At 45.5% G+C, this 23813-nt stretch carries 24 protein-coding genes; 14 read left to right on the top strand and 10 right to left on the bottom strand.

The genetic code is table 11. The annotated features are described in order from the left end of the window. Window positions 1-2 precede the first annotated feature (2 nt). A complete protein-coding gene (locus IRJ16_RS10780) occupies window positions 3-881 on the top strand; it encodes a TraB/GumN family protein (protein ID WP_194111539.1) in 879 nt (292 codons plus the stop codon). A gap of 51 nt (window positions 882-932) precedes the next feature. Further along, window positions 933-1169: an addiction module protein gene (locus IRJ16_RS10775; protein ID WP_194111538.1), complete on the top strand. Its 237-nt coding sequence runs from the start codon at window positions 933-935 to the stop codon at window positions 1167-1169. Window positions 1170-1181: 12 nt separating this feature from the next. Here the strand turns inward: IRJ16_RS10775 and IRJ16_RS10770 are convergent, their stop codons facing one another. The 3 genes from IRJ16_RS10770 to IRJ16_RS10760 all read right to left on the bottom strand — a co-directional run bounded on the left by IRJ16_RS10770 (window position 1182) and on the right by IRJ16_RS10760 (window position 3422). Next, window positions 1182-1529: a hypothetical protein gene (locus tag IRJ16_RS10770; protein WP_194111537.1), complete on the bottom strand. Its 348-nt coding sequence runs from the start codon at window positions 1527-1529 to the stop codon at window positions 1182-1184. 104 nt (window positions 1530-1633) lie between these two features. Continuing rightward, a complete protein-coding gene (locus IRJ16_RS10765; RefSeq protein ID WP_194111536.1) occupies window positions 1634-2383 on the bottom strand; it encodes a LytR/AlgR family response regulator transcription factor in 750 nt (249 codons plus the stop codon). 1 nt (window position 2384) lies between these two features. Next, on the bottom strand, window positions 2385-3422 hold the full coding sequence (locus IRJ16_RS10760; protein WP_228080018.1) for a sensor histidine kinase: 1038 nt from the start codon (window positions 3420-3422) through the stop codon (window positions 2385-2387). A gap of 226 nt (window positions 3423-3648) precedes the next feature. Here IRJ16_RS10760 and IRJ16_RS10755 point away from each other — a divergent pair, with 226 nt between their 5' ends. Genes IRJ16_RS10755 through IRJ16_RS10745 form a run of 3 tightly spaced genes read left to right on the top strand, consistent with a single transcriptional unit; the run spans window position 3649 to window position 5579 of the window. Further along, entirely contained in the window at window positions 3649-3867 is a 219-nt protein-coding gene (locus IRJ16_RS10755) for a hypothetical protein (RefSeq protein ID WP_194111535.1), read from the top strand. Then, window positions 3861-4766 carry an ABC transporter ATP-binding protein gene (locus IRJ16_RS10750; RefSeq protein WP_194111534.1) on the top strand — a complete coding sequence of 302 codons (906 nt, stop codon included), beginning with the start codon at window positions 3861-3863 and terminating at the stop codon, window positions 4764-4766. The genes IRJ16_RS10755 and IRJ16_RS10750 overlap by 7 nt, the downstream gene beginning before the upstream one ends. Then, complete coding sequence (locus tag IRJ16_RS10745) at window positions 4767-5579, top strand: ABC transporter permease (RefSeq protein ID WP_194111533.1); 813 nt, start codon at window positions 4767-4769, stop codon at window positions 5577-5579. A 416-nt stretch (window positions 5580-5995) separates the two neighbouring features. On the opposite strand, the gene IRJ16_RS10740 is transcribed toward IRJ16_RS10745, so the two are convergent. From IRJ16_RS10740 to IRJ16_RS10730, 3 genes are all read right to left on the bottom strand, one after another. Then, a complete protein-coding gene (locus tag IRJ16_RS10740; RefSeq protein ID WP_194111532.1) occupies window positions 5996-6586 on the bottom strand; it encodes a hypothetical protein in 591 nt (196 codons plus the stop codon). 86 nt (window positions 6587-6672) lie between these two features. Beyond that, on the bottom strand, window positions 6673-8064 hold the full coding sequence (locus tag IRJ16_RS10735) for a M20/M25/M40 family metallo-hydrolase (protein ID WP_194111531.1): 1392 nt from the start codon (window positions 8062-8064) through the stop codon (window positions 6673-6675). Between the two features lie 165 nt (window positions 8065-8229). Further along, the gene (locus IRJ16_RS10730) at window positions 8230-11406 is read right to left on the bottom strand and encodes an ATP-dependent helicase (protein WP_194111530.1); all 3177 of its coding nucleotides are present in this window, start codon (window positions 11404-11406) and stop codon (window positions 8230-8232) included. Between the two features lie 151 nt (window positions 11407-11557). On the opposite strand from IRJ16_RS10730, the gene IRJ16_RS10725 reads away from it, so the two are divergent. The 4 genes from IRJ16_RS10725 to IRJ16_RS10710 are packed head-to-tail and all read left to right on the top strand — an operon-like array spanning window position 11558 to window position 13554. Beyond that, window positions 11558-11920: a hypothetical protein gene (locus IRJ16_RS10725; RefSeq protein WP_194111529.1), complete on the top strand. Its 363-nt coding sequence runs from the start codon at window positions 11558-11560 to the stop codon at window positions 11918-11920. Window positions 11921-11930: 10 nt separating this feature from the next. Continuing rightward, window positions 11931-12131 carry a hypothetical protein gene (locus IRJ16_RS10720; protein WP_194111528.1) on the top strand — a complete coding sequence of 67 codons (201 nt, stop codon included), beginning with the start codon at window positions 11931-11933 and terminating at the stop codon, window positions 12129-12131. A gap of 18 nt (window positions 12132-12149) precedes the next feature. Beyond that, a complete protein-coding gene (locus IRJ16_RS10715; RefSeq protein WP_194111527.1) occupies window positions 12150-12686 on the top strand; it encodes a hypothetical protein in 537 nt (178 codons plus the stop codon). A gap of 46 nt (window positions 12687-12732) precedes the next feature. Beyond that, complete coding sequence (locus IRJ16_RS10710) at window positions 12733-13554, top strand: L,D-transpeptidase family protein (RefSeq protein ID WP_194111526.1); 822 nt, start codon at window positions 12733-12735, stop codon at window positions 13552-13554. Window positions 13555-13561: 7 nt separating this feature from the next. Here the strand turns inward: IRJ16_RS10710 and IRJ16_RS10705 are convergent, their stop codons facing one another. Further along, window positions 13562-14014: a nucleotidyltransferase gene (locus IRJ16_RS10705; RefSeq protein WP_194111525.1), complete on the bottom strand. Its 453-nt coding sequence runs from the start codon at window positions 14012-14014 to the stop codon at window positions 13562-13564. Between the two features lie 378 nt (window positions 14015-14392). Further along, on the bottom strand, window positions 14393-16123 hold the full coding sequence (locus tag IRJ16_RS10700; RefSeq protein WP_194111524.1) for a glycoside hydrolase family 3 protein: 1731 nt from the start codon (window positions 16121-16123) through the stop codon (window positions 14393-14395). A gap of 142 nt (window positions 16124-16265) precedes the next feature. On the opposite strand from IRJ16_RS10700, the gene IRJ16_RS10695 reads away from it, so the two are divergent. From IRJ16_RS10695 to IRJ16_RS10675, 5 genes are all read left to right on the top strand, one after another. Continuing rightward, window positions 16266-16943, top strand: a complete 678-nt coding sequence (locus IRJ16_RS10695; protein WP_194111523.1) for a porin family protein — start codon at window positions 16266-16268, stop codon at window positions 16941-16943. A gap of 141 nt (window positions 16944-17084) precedes the next feature. Continuing rightward, complete coding sequence (locus tag IRJ16_RS10690; protein ID WP_194111522.1) at window positions 17085-18182, top strand: acyltransferase family protein; 1098 nt, start codon at window positions 17085-17087, stop codon at window positions 18180-18182. 13 nt (window positions 18183-18195) lie between these two features. Beyond that, window positions 18196-19056 (top strand): FkbM family methyltransferase, encoded by an 861-nt coding sequence (locus IRJ16_RS10685; protein WP_194111521.1) that lies wholly within the window; start codon window positions 18196-18198, stop codon window positions 19054-19056. A 26-nt stretch (window positions 19057-19082) separates the two neighbouring features. After that, complete coding sequence (locus IRJ16_RS10680; protein WP_394355214.1) at window positions 19083-19556, top strand: methyltransferase domain-containing protein; 474 nt, start codon at window positions 19083-19085, stop codon at window positions 19554-19556. Window positions 19557-19703: 147 nt separating this feature from the next. Beyond that, a complete protein-coding gene (locus IRJ16_RS10675) occupies window positions 19704-20726 on the top strand; it encodes a metallophosphoesterase (RefSeq protein ID WP_194111519.1) in 1023 nt (340 codons plus the stop codon). Window positions 20727-20777: 51 nt separating this feature from the next. On the opposite strand, the gene IRJ16_RS10670 is transcribed toward IRJ16_RS10675, so the two are convergent. Both IRJ16_RS10670 and IRJ16_RS10665 read right to left on the bottom strand, forming a co-directional pair. Further along, on the bottom strand, window positions 20778-21878 hold the full coding sequence (locus tag IRJ16_RS10670) for a glycosyltransferase family 4 protein (RefSeq protein WP_194111518.1): 1101 nt from the start codon (window positions 21876-21878) through the stop codon (window positions 20778-20780). An 11-nt stretch (window positions 21879-21889) separates the two neighbouring features. Continuing rightward, window positions 21890-23704 (bottom strand): ABC transporter ATP-binding protein, encoded by a 1815-nt coding sequence (locus tag IRJ16_RS10665; protein WP_194111517.1) that lies wholly within the window; start codon window positions 23702-23704, stop codon window positions 21890-21892. Between the last annotated feature and the right edge of the window lie 109 nt (window positions 23705-23813).

The raw sequence follows: 23813 nt of genomic DNA, 5'->3' as shown, positions 1-23813 counted from the left end.
ATATGAAACGATCCATCTACCTATTGGCCTTGTGCCTGTCCATCTTGCAAACTGCATCAGCGCAAAGCAAGCAAGCCTATAACAGCCTGCTTTGGGAAGTAAGCGGTAAGGGGTTAAAAGCGCCGTCATACCTGTTCGGCACTTATCACTTTGCTACTAAAAAGCTGGTGGATAGCTTGCCTGCTATCCGTCAAAAATTTGAGGGCAGCAAGGCCATGGCAGGCGAGATAGTAATGGACAGCACCATGATGCTAAAGCTGGCCGGCAGCGTGGTACTTACCAAAGGCTCGTTAGATAGTTTATTTTCGGCCGATGACTATAAGGTCATCCATGACAAGTTAATTGCTTTGTTCGGCGATCAGATGGCCAATGGTTTTAAAAAGCTGAAACCTTCGGCAGTACAACTAATGGTAGCTTCGGCTACTGCCCCGATCCCGCCGCCACCGTTGAACGAACAGTTGGATAACTATTTCCAAACCGAAAGCAAAAAGCAGAACGAACCCGTAATAGGCCTCGAGACCGTTGAGGAACAAATAGAGCTGCTGATGAATGGCGAAATGGAGACGCAAAAGAAGCAACTGCTAAAATACCTGCGCGAGATGGATCAGAATAAAGACGTAAGTATAAAGCTCTACCAGTTGTATCTGAAACAAGACCTCGACGGTTTAGCTACTCTGATCAAAGATACCCCCGGCTACACCCAAAAAGAAATGGACGACCTGCTAAAGGCCCGCAACTTGAAATGGCTGGCTAAACTGCCGGCGATCATGAGCGCCCAGTCAACCTTTGTTGCCGTAGGTGCAGCTCACCTTTTAGGCGAGTGGGGGCTGATAGACCAGTTGCGCAAGCAAGGGTACACGGTGAAGGCGGTGAAGATGTAGCACATCAAGCAAAGACTCAACTATACCGACGAGGATAACTAATTTAAAGTCATGACTACAGAAGCCATCAGAGAAGAACTACACCTATATGTCGACTCCGCTGATGAAGTCGCTCTTGTGGAGATGCTACGTTTTATCGAAGACTATAGATCCGGAGCGTCTGATCATTGGGAAGATGAAGAATTTGTTGCCGAAATGGAACGAAGGGTTCAAGAGCTTAAGGACGGCACAGTTAAGGGTGTACCTTGGGAGGAAGTAAAACGTCGAACGAGGGAAATAACCAATTAAAGGCGTTATCTTTCAGACTGCATTTCCTCTTAATTCCTCATCAGCGTTTTTGCTCGCATACCTCCACCAACTGATCAAGCCGATAACACAGGTCAGCATCACATTAAGCAAGGTGAAGCCGATCGCGCCGCCAACTTCGCCGGTCGCGCAATTTAAACCATCCGGATCTATAGGTCGCAGGCTTAGCAATAAAAACATCCCACCGATAGGTATCACCAAACTCATCAAAAATGCTATCCCGGCTATCGTGCCTATAAATAATTTGCTCAAACCTTTTATCCGCTTGCGCGAATAGATCAACTGAAATATCGGCGGAGAAAACAGTGTAATAAGGTAAATGAACCCAACTATCTGGCGCATGGTTATCAGTTTATAACTATTGATACCCGCAAACAAAAAAGGTAACCGTCAAGGCTACCTAAAATATCTTACTGCAAACTGCTAACTCAAAACTGCCAACTTCCTTACACATTCCTTCCCTCTATCATCTTAAAGAACTGGTCCCGATAGGTATCACCCACGGGTATCACTTTATCGCCAATGAAAATGCGGGACCGCTCAATGCTGTCGATCTTATTCAGTGCGACGATGTATGATTTATGCACGCGTACGAAATGGCGTTCGGGAAGGGCATCTTCCATCTTTTTCATGTTCTGCAGGGTGATGATGCGCTCGGCAGCGGTGAAGATGGAAATATAGTCTTTCAAACCTTCGATATACATAATATCGTGCAGATAAACTTTTTGGATCTTGTGCTCGGTCTTTACAAAGATAAAATCGTGTGAGAAATCATCCTGTGGTTGGGCTGGTGCTGCGGCTACCGGTGCAGCAACCTCGGCTACAGGCGTATTGGCCGTTGGATGAATAATGCCTTGCGCTTTTTGGGCCGCTTTAAAAAAGCGGTCGAAGGCGATCGGTTTCAGTAGGTAATCGATCACGTCCAATTCGTAACCTTCCAGCGCGTATTGCGGGTAAGCGGTAGTGAGTATCACTTTGGCTTTGCCGTTGGATATCTTCAGGAACTGGATACCGGTCAGTTCGGGCATTTGCACGTCCAGGTAAACCAGGTCTACCCCGCCGGCTTGAACGATGGTCAATGCCTCGATCGGGTTAGTGGTCGACTTGACCAGCGTCAGGAAAGGGATTTTAGATATATAATCTTCAATGATATTTAAGGCCAAAGGCTCATCATCTACTACAAGGCATCTGATCATGCTATAAAATTAAAGATAATTCACAAGTATATGTATCGGCATCGTCATGTATTTCCAGCTGATAATTGCCGGGATACAGCAGATCCAGCCTGCGGCGAACATTGCTTAACCCAATGCCACCGATCGCGTCGCGGTTCATCAGGTGTTTTTTGTTCTCCATATAAAACGACAAATGCTTTTCGGCCACATTAATGATCATCTTGATCGGGTGGGCCGGGTCGTTAGCTACGCCGTGCTTAAACGCATTTTCGATAAATGGTATCAACAATAGCGGTGCTATGCGTTGGGTAAGCACTTGCCCGTTAACATCAAGTTCAATGTAAGCGTTCTTACCAAAGCGGATCTTTTGCAGGTCGATGTAATTTTGAAGGTAGGTGATCTCTTTAGCCAGGTCTACCTTGCTATCGTTACAGTCATACAACATATACCGCATGATCTCGGATAATTTCAAGATGGCATCCGGCGTCGTGTCCGATTTTTGATAGGCCAGCGAATAAATACTATTCAACGAGTTGAACAAAAAGTGCGGATTGATCTGGGATTTTAGGAAGGCCAACTCGGCGGTCAGGCGCTCATTCTCCAGGTTGCGTTGCACGCGTTCGTTAGAGAACCAATCTTCGGTAAAGCGTAGTACCAAACTAAAAAGGATGAATATGGCGCTGGTAAAAAAACTGCGAAAGATATAGCTAAAAAACATCAATTGCTCTTTAGGCATTGGCTTATTTGCCTTAAACCTTGGATGCAGCAGATCCCAAAATTGAGCGGTTATGGCGTACTTGATCACGCCGACGACCAATAAGCAGATGAGCACATTCAAAAAAAACATCCAGTAACTTTTACTGCGCTGGCCAAAGTGCCTGGGTAGCAAATAAAGGTAGCTTACATAAAAAAGGCCAATGTTAACTATCCCAAATACGCCAAAGGCTACCAGCAAGGTCCTCAGCGGGATGATCTCGGCCCCGTGAGCCAAAAATATCAATCCGGCGGTGGTACTAAGCCAAAACAGGGTATGCCAAAATATTTTCCAGCCTTTTTTCATTGCTCTAATGTAACATAATGAGGTATCACAGCGTCTATCAATTATATTAACCCGCTTCAAGATCCGATGAACGGGCAAATTTCTTCGACGAACTCCCCATTTTGGCTGCCAACCGTTCGGTAGCCCTATTTACCCGTTCATCTATAATTGCAGGCAGTTGGTCTAATTGATTTTAGCGGCTTAAACCTTTGGTGTTTATTTGCATCATCAAAAACGATCACACACCATGAAAAAGTTAATATCAAACTCAAACCCTTTTATCCTTATATTACTACCGGTATTGTTTGCCCTGGTAATGGGCATCGGCTACCAGTTTGAACAGACCGCCAATACCGAAATGCATTCTATTACCTTAAATAACGTAAAACATTCTACATCGTTATTTCATAAAGGTGTTAGCCTGATCAAAACCGTTTGCGGCGTTACAAAAAACAATGTATGGTAATAGAAACAAACAACCTGACCTTTAATTTTGGCAACCAGACGGTGGTTAAGTCACTGTCGTTACAAGTCCCTGCGGGGAGCATATATGGTTTTCTTGGTCCTAACGGCGCCGGGAAAACCACTACCATTAAACTGCTGCTTAACCTGCTGCAGACCCAGCAGGGCGATATCAAGATCTTCGGGATGGATTTTGCGCATAACAGGCGCGATATCCTGTCGCAAGTAGGTTCGCTGATAGAGCAGCCAGCCATTTACGGCCACCTGACAGGGCGCGAGAACCTGATCAACCGTGCCTTATTACTACAAGTGCCTGAGGGCCGCGTTGATGAAATGCTGGCCCTGGTAAAACTTACCCATGCCGCCGCAAAAAAAGCAAGCAATTATTCTTTAGGGATGAAACAGCGTTTGGGTATTGCCTTAGCCTTGCTATCGGATCCTAAACTACTGATGCTGGACGAGCCGACCAACGGTCTTGATCCCAACGGTATCATCGAGATACGGGAACTATTGGTGCGCCTGGTGCGCGATCATGGCAAAACCGTCTTCATCTCCAGCCACCTATTGGCCGAGATCGAAAAGATGGCCACCCACGTAGGTATCATCAACTTTGGCGAGATGCTTTTTCAAGGTCCGATAAAGGATCTGCAAAGTATTAGCCAACCAATGGTGCAGATAGAGACCGATAATAATGTGGACGCGGCCAATCTGCTTACCCGTAGTGGTTACAAAGTGATAGACGTGAAAGATGAATGCCTGAACGTTGCTTTCGAGTCAAAACAGTCCACAGCTAAGATCAATACCTTACTAAACCAAAATGGTTACGAGGTGTACAGCATCCATAAAGTACAAAAGGACCTCGAGAATTTATTTTTAGACATCACCAAAGCCCCAGCCAAATAAATGAAAGGATTTTTACTTTCCCTCCGTTCCGAATTTTTTAAGAGCCGCAAAACGCTGGGCTTTTGGGCGGCCATCATTATGCCCTTTGCCATTTGTGTATTGGTTTGCTGGGGTATGTATAGCGAGAGCGAGCGTATCATCAAAACGCCGGCATTGAATGGTATGCTGATGTGGCGTATGTACTCGGGCGCGATATTAAATGTGATGGGTTTCCTGCTTCCCTTCTTTATAATTTTGGTGGCCTATTCCGTCAATGGTATTGAACATAAGGCCGATACATGGAAAACTTTATTCAGTTTACCGATATCAAAATGGTCGGTTTATGCGGCCAAGTATTTTTATACGATGTTGATGATCGTGATGTGCCTGGCCTTGTTCCTGATCCTGACCATAGTGACGGGTAACCTGCTGGGCATGCTCAAACCCCAAATGAAGTTTACCGAATTTCACATGGAGGGAGCCTTGGCCATGGTCTATCTAAAACTGTTCCTGTCATCTTTAGGTATCCTGTCGATACAGTTTTTATTGAGCTTGGTATGGTCTGATTTTCTGAAACCGATGGGTATCGGTTTTATTGCCACAATTGGCGGCATGATATGTTCTGCCATGAGGTTGACGTACGCCTACCTGATACCTTATTCGCACCCAATGATGGCGTTGGAAAGCCTTGGACTGCGCCGCAAAAAGGATGTAAAAATGCAAATGGAATTTTATGTGGACCTGTTTACTAAGGAACTATATGTTGGCCTGGTGACAGCAGTAGTGGTATTTATTGCCGGTTATTATATTGTGCAGCGGAAGAGCGTGAAGTAGCGGAAGAGATACAACAAGATATTCTTTAGAGACACGGCACCCCACCGTGTCTTTTTTGTTATTATAAATCGTCAAAACAGGCCTGCATCTGAGAGTAAGAGGAATGATGTATATACGAACGCTATTTAAGAAAATATTTGAAAAGCACTGCCAATGCTACTATCAATGTTTGTTCCCGCTATCTGTTACAAACCCTCGGTTTGCCTACGCTCAGTGTCTGCCGCGCGCTTCACGTTTTCCACGTCTATCGGGTTTATGGGTGAACGATCGTGCTATAAGTGATATGCTTAAAGGTAAGATGCAAGGCTACGTAGAGACAGGTACTTCGTGTCTAAGCCTGTGCAGGTTATATACGCAGGTTCGTTTTGCAAACGGGAGACACAGGGTATCGTGTCTCTACAGAAAAAATGTTCGTTTTAAACTTCTAAGCTGGTTATCCCACCCAAACGGATGATCCTTATCGCGTTAGCCGCTGTGGCCAGGGCACAACCGATACCAACAAAAGGATTATACCAGATAGCCGATACGCCCTGAAAGATCAGCCCAAGCCCAATGACGCCCATTAAACAGATCCAAATACCGGCAACGTAATAAAACGTGTGATTTAGGATCTTGCCTACCGGCAAAAAGTGCAACCCAACGATAAGCGCGAATAGCGGCACGGTCAAATTATCATGACGGGTGGTCATCAGGCCCAGTTTCATTCCGATGCTAACAATGGCTGCCGAAGCCATGATCACGTACATCTTTTTATTATGGCTTTTCTCTACCGCATCGTCAACAGAACCTTTGGGTTGCTGACGCGCCATATTATTTAGCTTTACATAGCAAATGATAGAGTAAATAATGATGATACCGAACGCCCCGCCTACCGCGCCATGGTCGCGGTTGTCTAAAGCTATCTCGGCAATAAATACCCACAACGCTGTCACCGCAGCCATTAATGCCAAGCCATTACAAAGATCTAACAGTTGTTTGCGGCTGAGTGTAGAGGCAAGGGTTTCCATGGCAGGTTAAGTTTGGTTAGAAAAAGAGTGGTATATCAAAGATAGACCACTCTTTTATCAATTGCAAGTATTTAACCCTTAATAGCTTACCTTAACGGTTTAGGATATATCGGCAAGCTTTCGTGCCCTTCGGCATCTACCGATTGCACGGCGAAGAAATAGTTGTCTTTAGAGTAATTTAACGTGGTTTCGTTACCTGTAACGAATATTTTTTTCTCCCAGAACGGACTGATCGTCTCGCGCATCAGAATGTAATAGCCCGTCGGTTTCTTACCACTTTTAGGTGTCTCCCATTTCAAGGTGGTCTTGTTGGTCAAACCCGAAGTAACAACGCCGACATTTTGTGGCGATGCCGGTGCCAGCGACAGATTAGCCAATACCGAAAGATTCATGCGGGCGGCTTTTTGGATAAAAGTGTAGTCGGCAAACTCAGCGATATCGCCATAATCTACATCGTTCTGCTTGCCTACGTACTGGTGCTGGCGGTTAAAGTCCTCATTCATCTCGGTAAAACGTACAGCCGTAAAGCCATTCAGTTGGAACGAAGTATGGTCGCCGCCACGCAAAAAGCGGTCCCGACGGTAGATCAGTTTCACATCCAGGTTCTCTACGTAACGTTCTGCCGTTTCTTTAATGTAACGGGCCAATTGGCGAGATGGCGCATCGTTCTCGCCACCATTGGTCACCAGGCTGTTGATGTGTTGGCTAATGCGACGGGTAGCCGTAGTATCGCCGCGCTGTGCCAGATCGGTTGAAGGTACACCCTCGCTGAACACGCGGATGCGGGTGTTATCTTTAATATCATTATCTAAGCCCCGAGTGTTGCCTACAATATCGTTATTCAGCATGGCATCTACATTCCAGTTCATTTCTTTGGCTTTTTTGGCCGCGTAAGCCGAACCTAACAACCCTTGTTCCTCACCCGGAACGCACATGAAAATAATAGTGGCCGGGAACGAACGTTTGGCCATCACCCGGCATATCTCCATAGAGACCGCCGTACCCGAAGCATCATCAACTGCGCCAGGTGCCGCGGCTACCGAATCCATCACATTCTTCACGATAGAATCATAGTGGCCGGATACAACGTAAACGCGGCTATCGTTAGGGTCCGTGCCTTTTAGCGTTGCTATAATGTTCTTAAGCACGGTAGGGCGGTTAACGCGGCTGCCGATAGGCTGCACAAAGCTTTGAAATTCTACCTTCATTCTGCCGCCTGATGCTGCCGCGTATTTTTCCATCTCGGCTTTTATCCAGTTACGTGCCGCACCAATGCCGGTGGTTTTACTGGTAGTATCGCTCAGGGTATGCCGTGTTTTAAAGGTGACCAGCTTACGGATAATGGCTTCGATATTCTGCGCCGATACCTCGTCCAGCATTTGTTTAATAGCCGGATCCTGACGGATGGTGGTTTGGGCCTGGGTTAGTAGCGCAAGGCTTAATAACGGAACTGTGAGTAGAAGTTTTCTATATTTCATTTGTGTTAGTGTGTTTATATCTATTTGTCATTGCGAGCGTAGCGCGGCAATCTCAGAGGACGGGTAGCCTCTATATTGGTATACTGGCATGTCCGAATGTCCTATGGGATTGCCACGTCGCGCTCACGCACATGTCCGCCCTTCGCTTCTCGCAATGACAAAACTTTATAAATTTCCCCCCTCTTCCTCTCCCGCTATCTCTAAGATATTCCCCGGTTGTTCAAAGTTACTGCGCACAAAGTGGCACCAGTCGCATTCTTTTTTACCGCAACCAGTGGCAAAATCGTGGGCTTGGATCTTGGCGTAAACATCGGTGATCTGTTTGGTCACTATCTCTTCATCCTGCGGGCTTATCACTACTTTTTCTTTGTGATACTCGCCTTCGGGCGTTGGCTCTATAAACTCAAATACGGTGCTTACCACCTGCCAGTCTTTGGTTCGGTCGTTATCGATCAGTAATTTATAAAATACCGCCTGGCGCCAGTAATCGCCGCCATTAGGGAAGTCTTCGTCCGGGCGTTCAAATTTTTCTTTGGCATATTTTACCTTGCCGGTCTTGTAATCCACCACGTTCACCTCTTTTCCGTGGAACTCGATCTTATCCAGGTTACCTTTAACCGGTATACCGGCTATCTCCAGGTTTTTTATCGGTAGCTCCACCAGTGCCACTTTGTTCCAAACGGGTACGTTCATCTCGTAATAGGGCGGCAGTATCTTTTCGCCGTAGTTGGTCCGCAAGGTAAATTCTTGTTTGGTAAAAGCATCACGGTTACGGAACATGTACGACTTAAAGTCCTGCATAAAGGTCTCGGTCGGCGGGAACGGGTCATCCTTTTCTTTTACCGACCGGAACGCTTTCTTCAACGCGTCGTGCACGGCCGATCCAAAAGTAGCAGCCGGACTTTTGCCCGACGGCACCCTGATCAGGCATTGGAAGTAAAACCTAAGCGGGCAATCCAAATAATTGCTCAGGTGCGTTACCGATAGGGTATAGTTTTGCAACAGTTGGTTAATGTAGTTGGTATCCAGCAGTTGCACGGTAGGTTTATCAGCCTCGGTAAATTGAGTGGCGTAAAAATCCACCATATCATCCGGTGTCAATTTTGGATGGATGACCTGCAGGTCTGAGCTTGCCAATATTTCGCCGATAAATTGCGAGGCATCCTGCTCTTTCTCATTCTTGTCCATGGCCCAGTAGGATATATTCAGGCACTGCTTGGCACGGGTAAGCGCCACATAAAATAACCGGCGCGATTCTTCTTTCTCCGCAGTTTCTGAACTTGGCGCCTGCATAAGCGTATCGGGAAAGGCAAAGTCACGGTTCGGTCCTTTGCTGTCCCAAATCTTTTTATTGCAGCCGATCATAAAAACATGCTCGTACTCCAGTCCCTTAGATCCGTGCGCGGTAAGGAAGTTGACGCCATTATCGGTATAGATAGTTTGATGCAAACTCATCCTGATGTTGTTCTTTTTCATCAGATCTATTAGCGTCACAAATTCATCCAGCGTAATCTCGGGCTTTTTGCGGCTTTCGTTCTTTAGAAATTCAAAAAAGTTGGTCAGCATTTGCATATAACGGCCCTTGTCAGGCTGTTTCATGATATACTTTAGGATGCCCATCTTATTGATCACCTGCTGAAAGAATGCCTGCAGCGTCATGCTTACCGAATCCTTTAGCAGATCGTCAATATGGCGCATCAGGTATTTGATCTCGTTATTAGGTTGGGCATCAAACAGACCAATTTGCGATGGCATGCGCATCTCGCTAATGTAACGGCGCAAAGAGGTTTTAGGTAAGCCTTTGCTGTAAGAGCTAAAATTTTCGGACGATACCGCGATACTGGCTTTGGCGATATCGATGGGCGGAATATCAAAAAAGTCGTAGTGCATCAACTCGAACAGCTTATCGTCTCCGCTATATGGGGTATCCATCTCGGCCTGCAGGTAACGGAGGATATTCATGATCTTCTCGCCAAAGGGGTCGGTGAGTATGTCTAAACGACGGCGGGTGTTCACGGCAATGTTCTTGCTATCCAGGTATTCCTGCAAACCCTCTACCTGATCGTGCTTGCGGTAGATCACGGCTATCTCGCCAGGCTCTGTCCCGTCAGCGATCAGTTTTTCAATGATGCGGGCAATGTCCACCATCTCTTGATCCGGGTTGGCATACTCGCGGATGGTCGGCTCTACGGCTAATTCCTCAAAACGCGGGTGCGATGAGCGCAGGTTCTTGTCCAGCTGTAACTGTCCGGACAAACGCTCCACATTATGATCGATCAGCGAGCGGGATATATCCAGGATGTGCTGATTAGAACGGTAGTTATGTTTTAGTACAATGGTTTTGAGCGAGGCTACATGATCATTAGCAAAATCGATAATGTTCTTCATGTTGGCACCCTGAAAACGGAAGATCGATTGGTCGTCGTCGCCAACCACAAAAACGTTGGGCGTATCCCAGTAGCTAATGATAAACCTTAACAACTCGTTCTGCGATCCGCTGGTATCCTGAAACTCATCTACCAGTACATATTGATAGCGCTCCTGATAACGGCGTAAAATATCCTCGTTCTCGCTAAAGGCGCGGATCACCCATAAGATCATGTCGTCATAATCATAGCGCGACTTCGCATCCATCTTAGCCCGGTAGTTCTTATACTCGCCAACGCCAGCCAAAAGCTTGGCCATTTTGTCGGCTATCTTATCAATGTCTTTTTGCTTAACGTCGCCTACTTTAATGCCTGTTTTGGCATTGGCCCTTTTGTAAATAAACTCGTCGCGCAAGGGAAGATCTTCCAGATAGTTCTTAACTGCTTCGCGCATCATGTCCTCGGTCCAGTTCTCTCGTTTCATATACGAGAACAGGCTTTTTAACCGCGAGGTTTCAAAATAGATCTCGCCCGTAAAGCGCTTTAGTTCATGCTCATTGCCAAACTCATCTACCAACTCGCGGAATAGGTCAGCCGAATCCAGATCTGAGAGGGCCTCCAAATTCATCTTGCCAAAATATTCCAGGTTCTCCTGTATCACCTCGTTACAAAAGGCATGGAAGGTGTGTATGTGTATGCGGTAAGCATCCGGACCGATAAAATCGAACAGGCGCTTGCGCATGGCCACGGCGCCCGCATCGGTATAGGTAAGGCACAATATCTCGTTAGGCTGGGCATCGGTCTCTAACAATATCTTGCCAATACGGGCGGCCAGGATCTGTGTTTTACCTGTGCCCGGCCCGGCCACCACCAGCACAGGGCCATCCATCCGGTTAACGGCTTCCAGTTGCTCGGGGTTAAGCCCGGCTATTACTTTCTCAAATTTCTCGTTGTATTTTGGATGAGCGTGTTGCATGTTCTGATGTAAATATATCTAATTATCGGGGCAATGCCGGTGGGGCAGTGTCAAATTAGGGTTACAAAGATACGTGCCCGTGGCAATGGTGTTGAGGCTTTGTTTGGATATTAGTTGCCGGTGACTGATATTTACATTAAACTTAACCTAAATGGAAATACCTTACGCAGGTCGCGCCACGGTGACCGATAATTTTGATCAAGTCGAGATCATGATACCTGCTTACAGAAATGGTTTTGTCGTGATATTTTTAACCGTGTGGTTGTTTGGGTGGTTGTTTTTTGAGATAAATGCGATAGAGACCGCGATGAACAAACAGATAAGACCATTGGATATATTTATGGATCTATGGTTGATCGGCTGGACTATCGGAGGTCTACTTGCAATAAGGATGTTTATATGGATGCTCTTCGGAAAAGAGATCGTCAAAGTTGGACAAAGGGGAACTTTTATTATCAAGACGCTACGCTTTGTTTATCACACCGAAAGCTTACTTGTTAAAGGACTGTCTTAATTTTAGAGTAATGGCAGAACCAAAACCGGCATGGAACCGCCGCGATAATTCAAACATCGGTATTTCTGACATGGACACCATCCGTTTCGACTACGGCATGAAGACCATTAAATTTGGCGGAGGACTGGACGAAGCCGAGGCTAACCATTTACTCCAAAGATTGAAAGATAAAAAGATCTTGACCGCTCACAATTTAGCGGCGATAGTCTGATATTTGCGGACTATTATTATGCCCGCAAAACCCATCATCACCCAACACCCCGACCGCACCGAGGTCATCATTCCGCCTGATCCTAATTGGCTGATAATGTTGGTTGTGGTGTTCATCTTAGCCTTTTGGTGGATATCGGGTGGGGTTATCGCCATTAGAGCAATTATCGATAGCCGCGAGCTGGATGCTAACGATTGGGTTTGGGCTACCTGGGGCATAGCTGTAATGCTGATATTGCTCCGCTATATCTGGGCCGCCATCACCGGGACAGAGCGTATCATATTTACTTTCGGTTCGATGTCCGTTAAACGGAGCCTGCTGTCATCAGCAGAAGTTTACGATCTGCCCAAGATCCGCCGTTTTGAGGTGATAGAGATGGACGAGAACTACTCCGTTTTCGACGGTCGCCTGCCGGACGCTGATGGTAAAGGTACGATACGGTTCCGCTATTTGGATAAGTATGTTCGTATTGGTTACGGCTTATCACTATCGGCGGCCGAACGTCTGGTAAAAGATCTTGCCGAAAGAAATATCGTCACCGATAAAAATTTTTGAACGGATAGATATAAACTAATTAATTAGTTTATATTTGATATTAGCTATGCGGATATTCGGATTGATATTTTTACTGGTTGCCGCCATCGGTTTTTGCGCCTGGTACAAGGCACAGCCACGGGTCATCCCCGGCACGTATGCGGCATTAAATATAGGCATCAAATGGGATGATAAATTTATGGATCAGCTCCCGGCCGATATGGATACCTCCATTATTGTTCGTGATGCCATAGGCAATCCGCTCAAATTCGCGCAGTATCTGCCGATCGTTTTCAACCACGAGGGTTTCATCTTTCAGGACCGTGGCGTGTGGCGCTTAATGCGTTTTACCGAGGGTGCACGCGACACGCTTAAACGTGATACCGGCATTGTAGCCCGGCTATCCAGATGGGCTGCATTTAGACCCGATACTATCCAAGATCCGCAAGTAAAATTAAAGGCATTGGCCAAGATTCTTAACCAGGTGGATAGAGTGCTGGTACTGAAAAGCCAACGCCAACTCATCCTGCAAAGGCAAGGCAAGGACGTTAAAACGTTCCATATAGAGTTAGGCATGCAACCCGTCGGCAAAAAACAATTTGAGGGCGACGGTAAAACGCCCGAGGGCACTTACACCCTCGATGTAAAATACACCCGTGGCGATGCCTATTACAAAAGTTTCCTGCTATCCTATCCCAATAAGCAAGAGAAGGCATATGCCGCATCGCAAGGCAAAAAACCGGGCATGAGCATCTTGATTCACGGCACAAAACCCAATAAAATTAAAGCTAAAGATTGGACCGCCGGCTGCATAGCCATGCAGAATGACGATATGGATAAGCTGTTTGATAACGTTGCTGAAGGGACGTTGATTGAGGTGAGGCCGTGAGGGGGGGCTATTTTTTGAGTTTATTAAGTGTCACTACATCGGTGATATCCTGACGGCGTCCGCTGGATAATTTGTTTTTTATCAGGTCGTCTAAACCTATGTAACTGATCTTTAAGCCATCAACATCAAAAACTTGTTTGTTAAGGTAGGCTTCATTAAAAGTTACTCCATCTATCTCATTCAAGATGTCTATGCGCAATGGGGGATAACCCAACTGAGTGATCAGCCCCTGATCAAGAAAATCTGATTTTTCTAATCCTAAAGATGCTAATCCGAAATCCCTAAGTACTGATACCATTTTGTTGGCGTTCGATTCGGATATCGCTATCCAAATATCAAGGTCACCCGTATGGCGTGGTTGCCCATGAAAAGCTAAGGCATAGCCACCAACTACCATATAGTCGATGTGGTATTCATTCAATAGGTGAACGAAATCCTGAAAATCTTTCTCAAAATTCATGGATGCAATCGTCTTTGACTAACAACCGTTTTATCCATGCGTTGTCCGGGACTTTTGCTGAACTGTATGAGTTGAGTTACTGCTGCAAGCCGCTCAACCACTGGTCTCGAAAGCCAATATTTAAGATCCTCTTGTTTCTCGTCTATCTCTTTGAGTTTAGCTTGTCTTACGACGGGTACTATCTTTCTCATAAGTACTTTTGATATTTAATCATCACCTCTTCGTGCGGAGTTAATTTTCCTTCCCTTACTTGTTGGCGGGAACGTTCAATACCTTTGATCGCCTGATCTGGCAAGCTATTCCAAAATTCCTAATCACGATCATCCGTAGAACTTTCGTGTAACTTAAATTGATCATTCAATGCCCCCATACCCAAATTTACGGCATTACATCACCAAAAACAATACCCGAACCGGTAGGGAAATAGGTATTTACGCTCACCGGCAATTTACCCGCGGCTTTGATCTTGCTGGTGATCACCTTGGCGGCGGCACGTTGCATAAAGGCCTCTTTTTGGTAGCAAGCCAAAAGGGCCGAGCTTTTTTCGATACCCGGCATACCGGCTATGGTGTACGGATTGGCAAATAAGCTCATCACTACATTAGGCAAAGCGGCAAGATCGGCTATCATTAGTTTAAGGTTGCTTGGGTAATCTATTTTACTGGCCGGGCGGTTGCGGTTATCGTGCAGGCCTACGATCACCTGGTCAAAGCCCTTCAACTCTTTCAGGTAGGCGCTCATGTTAGGGGCCGATACATCTTTAGGGATGATGAACATTTTAGCATCCTTAAAATTGCTGCAAAGCTCTTGCTGAAAAACGGTCTTTTCGGGCACGCCGATAGATACGATGGCGGTATGTTTCAGCGGATCCAGCTTTTGTAAAGTGGTATCACCTTTTAGCAGGGTAATGGCTTTGTCGGCCAGTTCCTGTTGCAGGGCGTAGGCTTCCGGGCGGTTAAGGTCATCAAACACGCCAACAGCTAATGATGGTTTGTAATGGTTCAAGCCCGCCCAATATTTAGCGGCTAATACTTTTTTAACTTTTTCGTCAAGTTCTTTCTCATCAACTTCGTGGTGGCGGATGGCCTTTTTGATCATGGTTACTGCCCGGGCCGAGTTCTCGGATAGTTCGAGGATATCGTTACCGGCAATAAATGCTTTTACATCGGCCAAACCATTAGGGAAGAATTTCACAACGCCCTTCATTTCCATCGCATCGGACACGATTAATCCTTTAAACTTTAACGAATCTTTCAGTACACCGGTAATGATGGGGCGGGAGAGGGTGGACGGCACATTTTTGGTGTTATCCAGCGCCGGGATATTCATATGGGCGATCATTACGCCGCTTAAGCCCGCTTTGATGGCCTCGCGGAACGGATACATCTCCAGCGAATCCAAACGTGCCTTGTCAAATTTTAACTGCGGCAGATCATAATGCGAATCCACATCCGTATCGCCATGGCCAGGGAAGTGTTTAGCTGTGGTGAGGATGCCGCCATCTTGCATACCCTGCATATAGGCAATGCCTTTTTGTGCTACGTTATGCTTATCATCACCAAAAGAGCGATAGTTGATCACCGGGTTGTTGGGGTTGTTGTTCACGTCCATCACCGGGGCAAAATTCATGTGGATGCCCAGGCGTTTAAGGTCGTACGCAACATATTCACCCATTTTTTTGATGATGGCGCGATTCTGTATGGCACCCAGCGTCATCTGGTAAGGGTAGGATATCGTCGAATCTAAACGCATGCCTAAACCCCATTCACCATCTATGGATATCAGCAAAGGTACTTTTGATAATGCCTGGTATTTATTGGTTAGCTCGGCCTGGCGGCCTGGGCCACCTTGGAAGAAAACCACCCCACCCAAATGTTCATCGTGGATCACCCGGCCTACCGAATCCTGATAGCGTTGCGGCAAATTGGTATGCGCGCGCACAAAAAATAGCTGCTGTACTTTTTGCTTGCGGGTAAGTTTATGAAATACAGAATCGACCCAGTGCTGCTGCTTTTGGTTGCCGGATAAAAAACCGGGCGTTTGCGCGAAAACAGTGCTACCGAAGGCAGAAGCGGATAAAATTAATAGGGCGGATCTTAGTATTCTCATAGCTTGTTCAAAAGTAAACAAAATAACATAACGCCTTGTTTAGTTTGCCGGGCGACAAAAATTTAACGCTTGCTTAATAAACCTTTGGCAAAAGTGCCGCTCTATAGCATTAAACAGTTTATTGATACTTAGAAAAACGAACATGAAAAAGTCGACTTTATTTTTAGCGATAGCATTACTTACCAGCATCTCGGCCATAGCTCAACGCCGTTATCCGGCACCACGCCGTTACCCGGCATCAAGCCAACGCCGTGTTAACGACGATTACAATAAGGTGAAATTCGGCATCGTGGGCGGTGTCAATCTTTCCAACGTGGTAGATGTTAACGATTCGCGTTTTGATACTGATACTAAGGCCGGATTGAATATCGGTCTGAGTTTAGATGTGCCGATCATTAAACCGCTAAGTTTTGAGGGTGAGGTATTGTATTCGCAAAAAGGTTACCGCGCTGCCACTATCGATGGTGATTTTACCCAGCGCAACCATTTTATCGATGTGCCGTTGCTGGCCAAGTTGAAACTGGCCCCGCAATTTAACGTTGTGGTAGGTCCGCAGATATCGTTCCTGATGTCTACCCAAAATATCTACCGCAACGGTTTCACCACCATTCGCGAGGATGTTTACACCCGCGATGCTGATGGTTATAACAAAGCGCTGATCGGTGGGGTAGTAGGTGTGGGTATAGATCTTAGCCCGAATGTGGAGTTACGTGGCCGTTACACCCTGGATCTGCAAAGTACCAACCGCGATCGCGTTACTTATGTGCCGCAATACCGTAACCAGGTATTTCAGATCGGTTTGGGTTTCAAATTCTTTTAATGTGTTAAATGTTGTAGTTTTTAACAGCGGCTTGCCTTATGGCGGGCCGTTGTTGTTTGATGGAAGATAAGTGTTACACCCACATATCAACATAGATGCTTACTTTTGCAACTGCAAAAAAGCAAGGGAACAGATTAAAGCATGCAGCAGAATTTAGGGAATAGTGCGCCGGCCAAACGTAATTATACTTTTATAGATAACATTAGGTGCATTGCCATGATGAGCATTGTGGCCGATCATGCTTTCTCGCTGGGCGATAATTTGTTCAAAGGTTACGATGCTAACTTTTGGGTGTATGGGTTCAATATTCAGATAGCCAAATTTGGTACTATCACTTTCTTTTTGATGGCGGGCTTTTTATTGGGCGATAAGTTTGCCGAATACACGCCGGGGCAGTATCTGGGCCGCAGGTTCAAAAGTACTTTTAAGCCGTGGATCATTTGGTCGCTGGTGTTTTTGGTGGCTGTCATGATCCGCGAGGCGGTATTGGCCTTGCGGATCTATCATGATCCTTTCGACTTCTGGGCGCAGTTGCTGCATACCCTAAAGATCGTTTACCTCGATTCTAACTACTGGTTCATTATCAATTTTTTGATCTGTATCGGTATGCTGCTCATCTTTAAAAAAGTGCTTTATAAATGGCAGTTGGGCGCAGGTCTGATGCTTTGTACGCTTTTTTATAGTGTAAATATCTATAACGAGTGGATCTTTCCGGTGCATACCACGGCTTTATTCGGGTTTGTGTTCTTTTTGTGGCTGGGCGCGCAACTGCATAAAAATTGGGACTTTGTAGAGCGGCGTATCCTATCGGCACCCATTTGGGTATTTGTGACCTTGTTTTTAATTGCCTTATGTTTGGCCCTTGCCGAAATAAGGTTGCTGACCAGTCACGGTAGCGTAGACCCGTTCAATACTTTACGCATCAGCAATATCATTTATTCGCTTATCGCCTTTGGGTTGTTGGTGAAGATCAAAAATTTAGATCTGGTAAGCTATTTTAAACCGCGCGAAACTACTTACGGTATCTATCTGGTGCACTATATCATTATCTATAATGTGTTGGGCGAGATACTGATCCATTTTAATGTGCCGGCTGTAACTCAGATGAGCGCGGCGGGCTTATTCGTTTATCAGTACTCCCGATTTTTGATCGTATATTTGCTCACGCTCGGCATTGTTAAGGGGATAAACCGCACCAGTTTCAAATGGGTCATTGGTAATAATGTAACGGCCAAATAACACTGAACCACCCATGGGATTAAGACGATATTTTAGGGAACGCAAAAAAAATAAAAAAGGCATCAAACAGGTGAAGGTGGGCAACTACCAGTTACTGGCCGATAACCAGCACCCCATAGAGGATTACCTAACCAAGTTTAACTACTACTCGCGCAATTTAGCCCGCATTGCTAAATACATCGAGAACAAGTACCCTAAATATGGCATTGTAGATGTTGGTGCCAATATCGGCGATACGATAGCCCTATTGCGCAGTGCAGGTGTTGATCAATTTGTTTACCTGATAGAGGGCGAGGCATCATACTTTGCCTTATTGCAACGTAACCTGGAGCAGTTTACCAATGCCAAATGCATCTTCACTTTTTTGAGTGAGCAGGATGTGATAGAGGCTGGTTTTGTAGAATCTGACCGTGGCACGGCCAAAATGAACCTGGACGAAGGCAAACAGACCGAGGTTAAAAAGCTGGACACCGTTGCTGTTGCCGAAAAGTTTGACACCATTAAGCTGTTAAAGACCGATACCGATGGCTTTGACTTTAAGATACTACGCGGCAGTTACAATATGATCCGTAAGGACAAACCGGTACTGTTTTTTGAGTACGATGCCGCCTATCTGGAAGAGCTGGATCCCCAAGGCAATAATACCTTAACCAACCTACAGCAGATGGGGTATAATACAGCCATTTTTTATGATAACTATGGCAAATTGCTCATCAGCACCACACTGAGTAATACCCTGCAGTTGCAGCAACTATACACTTATATGAATAATAAAGACGGGGCTTTCCCGTATTATGATGTGTGCTTGTTTCATGCTGATGACGATGCTTTGGCTAACGAGGTCATCGCAAAGGAAATGGCATTGTATAAATAAAATAGAAGGATAAGTACTGCAAAAACATCTTTGCCGAGTATTTTGACCTGACCGATCTGCCCGCCGATACTAAATTTGAAATCGCTACCGCGTTCGAGGTGTTCGAGCATTTACCAGACCCGATAGCTGGCATTAAAGAAATGCTTGCCTATAGTGATAACCTGCTTTTTACTACCGAGCTACAACCCGAAAAATTGGACGACGTGAACGATCGGTGGTATTTTATCCCCGAGACCGGCCAGCATTTATCGTTGTTTAACGAGCCGTCTTTAAAATACCTGGCTGATAAACTGGGTTATAATTTTTATACCGATGGCAAGTCGCTGCATTTATTTACTAAGCAAAAGTTCAGCAAAAACCCGGTCAAGTCCGATAAGGACCCATTCCTGATCCGCAAAGCCAAAAAGCTGGTACGCAAGACTGAGCAGAAACTGTACGGCAAACGCGAGGGTTTGTTAGAGCGTGATTGGAAGTATATAAAAGGGAAGTTGAGTAAGTAGTTTTTGTTATTTTAACCACAGAGGGCACTAAGACTTTCACAAAAGACACAGAGATCCATTGATTGCAATTTGCATAGCTTTGCGTCCGTTGCGCTTTTAGTTTGATATTCCGTCGATCGCTGCCATTGTTTTTTATATGTTGGATATATGCAACGAACTTTCGTTATCGGGGACATACACGGGTGCTTTGAAGAATTGATGGCACTTATTGAAAAGGTAGGTTTAGCCCCTGAAGATCTGCTTGTTTCTGTCGGCGATATCGTTGACCGGGGTAACAGGTCAAAAGATGTTTACGAATACTTTCTTAACAGACCCAACTCCAAAGTTTTAACCGGCAATCACGAGCGGAAACATGTTAACGGCGTACTGAGCTATGCCCAGGAAATTGTAAAAGTGCAGTTCGGGCCGGATTATCAACCATTTTTAGATAAGATAGCTGCACTAAGTTACTCCTATGAGATAGAAGAAGCTATTGTAGTTCATGCTGCCTTTGAGCATGACAGATCACTAAAAGATCAAAAAGATGAGGTGCTTAGCGGATCAACCTCCGGGGAGCGATATTTAGAGAAGAAGTATGGGGCCGACTCTGATTGGATCGATCATTACAAAGGCTACAAACCCATTATCTACGGCCATCGTGTGGTAGGTGATCGGCCTTTAATCAAAAACAATACCTACGGGATAGACACAGGGGCGTGCCACGGCGGATATTTAACGGCGATAGAGATACCCGGCTTTATTATCCATCAGGTGAAGTCTGAAAAAGACTATTGGAGGTCCGAGCAAATGCAATGGCAGATCCCGGTGTTAAAGTCAAAGGATTGGCTAAATATGGAATTCGCCGCGATCAATAAACAACTTGAAAAGTTGTCTTTTGTAGAAGATGCCGAAGTGCGGGATTTTTTAGATCAACTCAAAAATTGGGTATTAGCACTCGAGAATTTAACCGTCGCGTTAAAAAATAACATAGATGAGTTTACAGCAGACTTAGCTAAAAAGCATCCGGACGAATTTAATGCAGAGGCCAATAAATTCGATTTTAAGACATTCCTTTTTAAGAGTAAAAACAACAATTTAAAAATTGAGGATGTCAAAAACAATTTGAATACCCCTCAAAAAATGATCCATCTTGCTCGTCAACTAAATGTAGATCACCCGGAAATGTTATAGATCTAATTACTACTACAGCGATCCTTCTTTATAAGGATATGAAAGGACGGCTTACTTCGCCAACTCTCTATATAATTCCAACGTCTCATTCACGCATTTCTGCACGGTGAATTGCTTTAGCCGCTCGTAACCGTTTTCTATAAGAGTTTGGCGCAGGCCTTCGTCGGTTAATAGTTTGCTTACTGTTTCGCGGATGCTTTCGTCATTATTCGGATCAAAATATGCCGCAGCGTCGCCACCAATTTCGGGGAAGCAACTATTGTCGCTGGCGGCTACGGGGCAACCTGCAGTGAAGGCTTCTAACAGAGGGAAACCAAATCCTTCGGAGAAAGAAGGGAACACAAACACCAAAGCCTGGCGGTACAGCTGATGCAACTCCGCATCGCTGGCGTTGATCTGGCGGCATTGCTGTTTGATCTTCAGCTGATCAAATAAAACCAGCTCCTCATCTGTGAAATTGCCACCTGCGGTGCAGATGAGTTGTCGCGTTGGGTCGGCATTCAATAGCGGGGCAATGGCTTTAGCCATCCCTACAAAGTTTTTGTAGAAATAACGCTCACCAACAAACAGGATATAGCGCCCGGGTAAGGATAAACGCCCTACACCCGACGGTACGTACTCAAAGCCGTGGTGGATGACCCTGATCTTGCTTTCAGCTTCGGGATAAAATTTGATGATGTCGCTTTTGGTGTATTCGGATATGGCGATCACCGCCGTGGCCTTTTCTATCAACAGTTTCTTTTGCGGGATCACCTGGTTATTATCCGTGAACTGATCCTCCATTACTTCGTGGATCATGTCGTGCACGGTCAGCACAAATGGCTTTTTCAGATCATCCAGAAAATATGGATCGTAATAGGTGGGGTGGAACACATCGAAATTATTGTTCCGGATCCTCAGCGATGAATAGCGCCTGTTCCAACGATAAATGCGGCTTTGATGCCCCTTAAATATTCTGCGACCAAGGGCGTTGTTCAGCAATACTTCATCGTTGTCGATATAGGCATTCTCTGAATATACGGCCGCTATCTTACTGTCCACGTTGGGCAGCAGGTCCAGGCTTTCATCAAGGTTATTAAAATAGCGCGATATGCCCCCGTAACGCTGTACCGAGAATATTTGATGGTCGAACAGGATGCGTAGCGGCTTCATATATCTCGGGCTTAGCTTTGAAAAGTTTGCATTTCGATCAGCTTGCGGTATAAACCATTATTAGCCATCAGCTCCAGATGGGTGCCTTGCTCTACAATGTTACCGTCCTCTAATACCACAATGATATCGGCACTTTGGATAGTGCTTAAACGGTGGGCAATAATGAGCGAGGTGCGGTTCTTCATCAGGTTGTTCAGGGCATCCTGCACCAATTTCTCCGATTCGGTATCCAGTGCCGATGTAGCCTCGTCCAATAGCATGATCGGCGGGTTATTCAATATAGCGCGGGCGATACATAAACGCTGGCGCTGGCCACCGCTCAGTTTAACACCGCGGTCGCCGGTGTTGGTTTGGTAACTATTCTCGGTCTCTATGATGAAGTTATGGGCATTGGCTATCTTGGCCGCGGTTTCAACTTGCTCCATGGTGGCATCGGGTTTACCAAAGGCGATGTTGTTGAATATAGTATCGTTAAATAATATCGATTCCTGGTTCACCGTGCCTAATAACGAGCGTACCGACTCGGTCTGCAACTTGTTAAGGTTTTGTCCGTCTATCAATACCTCGCCGCTTTGCGGTTCAATAAAGCGCGGGATCAGGTCCATTAAGGTAGATTTACCACCGCCGGATGGTCCTACCAGAGCCACGGTTTTGCCCTTAGGGATGGTGAGGTTAATGCCCTTTAACACCGGGCGGTTAGGGTAGCCGAACTCCACGTTCTTAAGTTCGATACCTTCTTTAAAATCGGTAATGGCAATAGCGTCCGGAGCGTCAACAATGGCTGGTTTTTCGTCTATCAGTTCCAGCACACGGCCACCGGCTACGATACCGGAGTGGATATTGCTGAACGAATCTGACATAGCCTTAGCAGGGCGCATGATCTGCGAGAAAAGCGCTATGTAAGCGATAAACTCTTCTGATGTAAGTGTAGAAGAACCATTTAGGACCTCGCTACCTCCATAAAGAACAATACCTGCAACCATGGCTACACCTAAAAATTCGGATACAGGAGAAGCAGACTGCTGCCTGTTAGCCATAGAGCGGGTTATTTTTGAATATTTGGTATTCTGCTCGTCGAAGCGTTTTTTTATAAAGCCTGTGGCATTGAAGGCTTTCACTATCTTCATTCCTGAAAGAGCTTCGTCAAGATAAGTGATCATGTTACCATAGGTCTCTTGCGAGGCTACGGCCTGGCTCTTCAATTTTTTTACGATGCGCGATATAATAAAACCACCTATTGGCACTACTAACAAAGAAAATAAGGTCAGCTTAACAGATATGATAAGCAGCATGACCATATAGGCAATCAATTGCAAAGGTTCTTTAAAAACCACCTGTAATGTACCCGTTACTGAATATTGTACCACCTGCACATCAGAGGCGATCTTAGTCATAATATCGCCTTTACGCTCATTATTAAAAAAGCCCATGTGCATGTCCATCACATTGTTAAATACCACCCTGCGCAGCTTTAATAAAATATGGATACGTAGGCTTTCGATTATTCTTTGTGCAAAATAACGCGATGCGTTACTTAATAAGACCGACGCTACGATGATACCGCATACAAATTTTAGGGCAGCGAATTTGTCTTCGCTTAAAGAGGCGCGGTAAACATAATAGTTCATCATTTTTGTGATCTGGGTCCAGTGCTCTGGCTCAGGTACAGGTGTGTGTACCTTATCATTTAACACCGTTAGTAACGGTGCCAGCAACGCCAGGTTCAGCGTTCCGAATACCACAGTAATGATTGTAGCTAAAATATAAGGGATGGCAAATTTCTCTATGGGTTTTGCAAAAGAAAGCAGCCTAAAGTATGTCTTCATTTAAAATATTAATTCTGCAAAGTTAACAGATATAGCGGATATATATTGTAGCAGGTTTGTAAGCGTAACGCCAGATAATTATGAGGTGCTACATCGCTGTTCTTTTTAT

It is taken from the genome of Mucilaginibacter myungsuensis (genome assembly GCF_015222005.1).
In the GTDB taxonomy this organism is placed as follows: Bacteria; Bacteroidota; Bacteroidia; order Sphingobacteriales; family Sphingobacteriaceae; genus Mucilaginibacter; species Mucilaginibacter myungsuensis.
The sequence above is the reverse complement of the archived record's forward strand: the minus strand, read 5'-3'. Positions and strand labels throughout refer to the sequence as shown.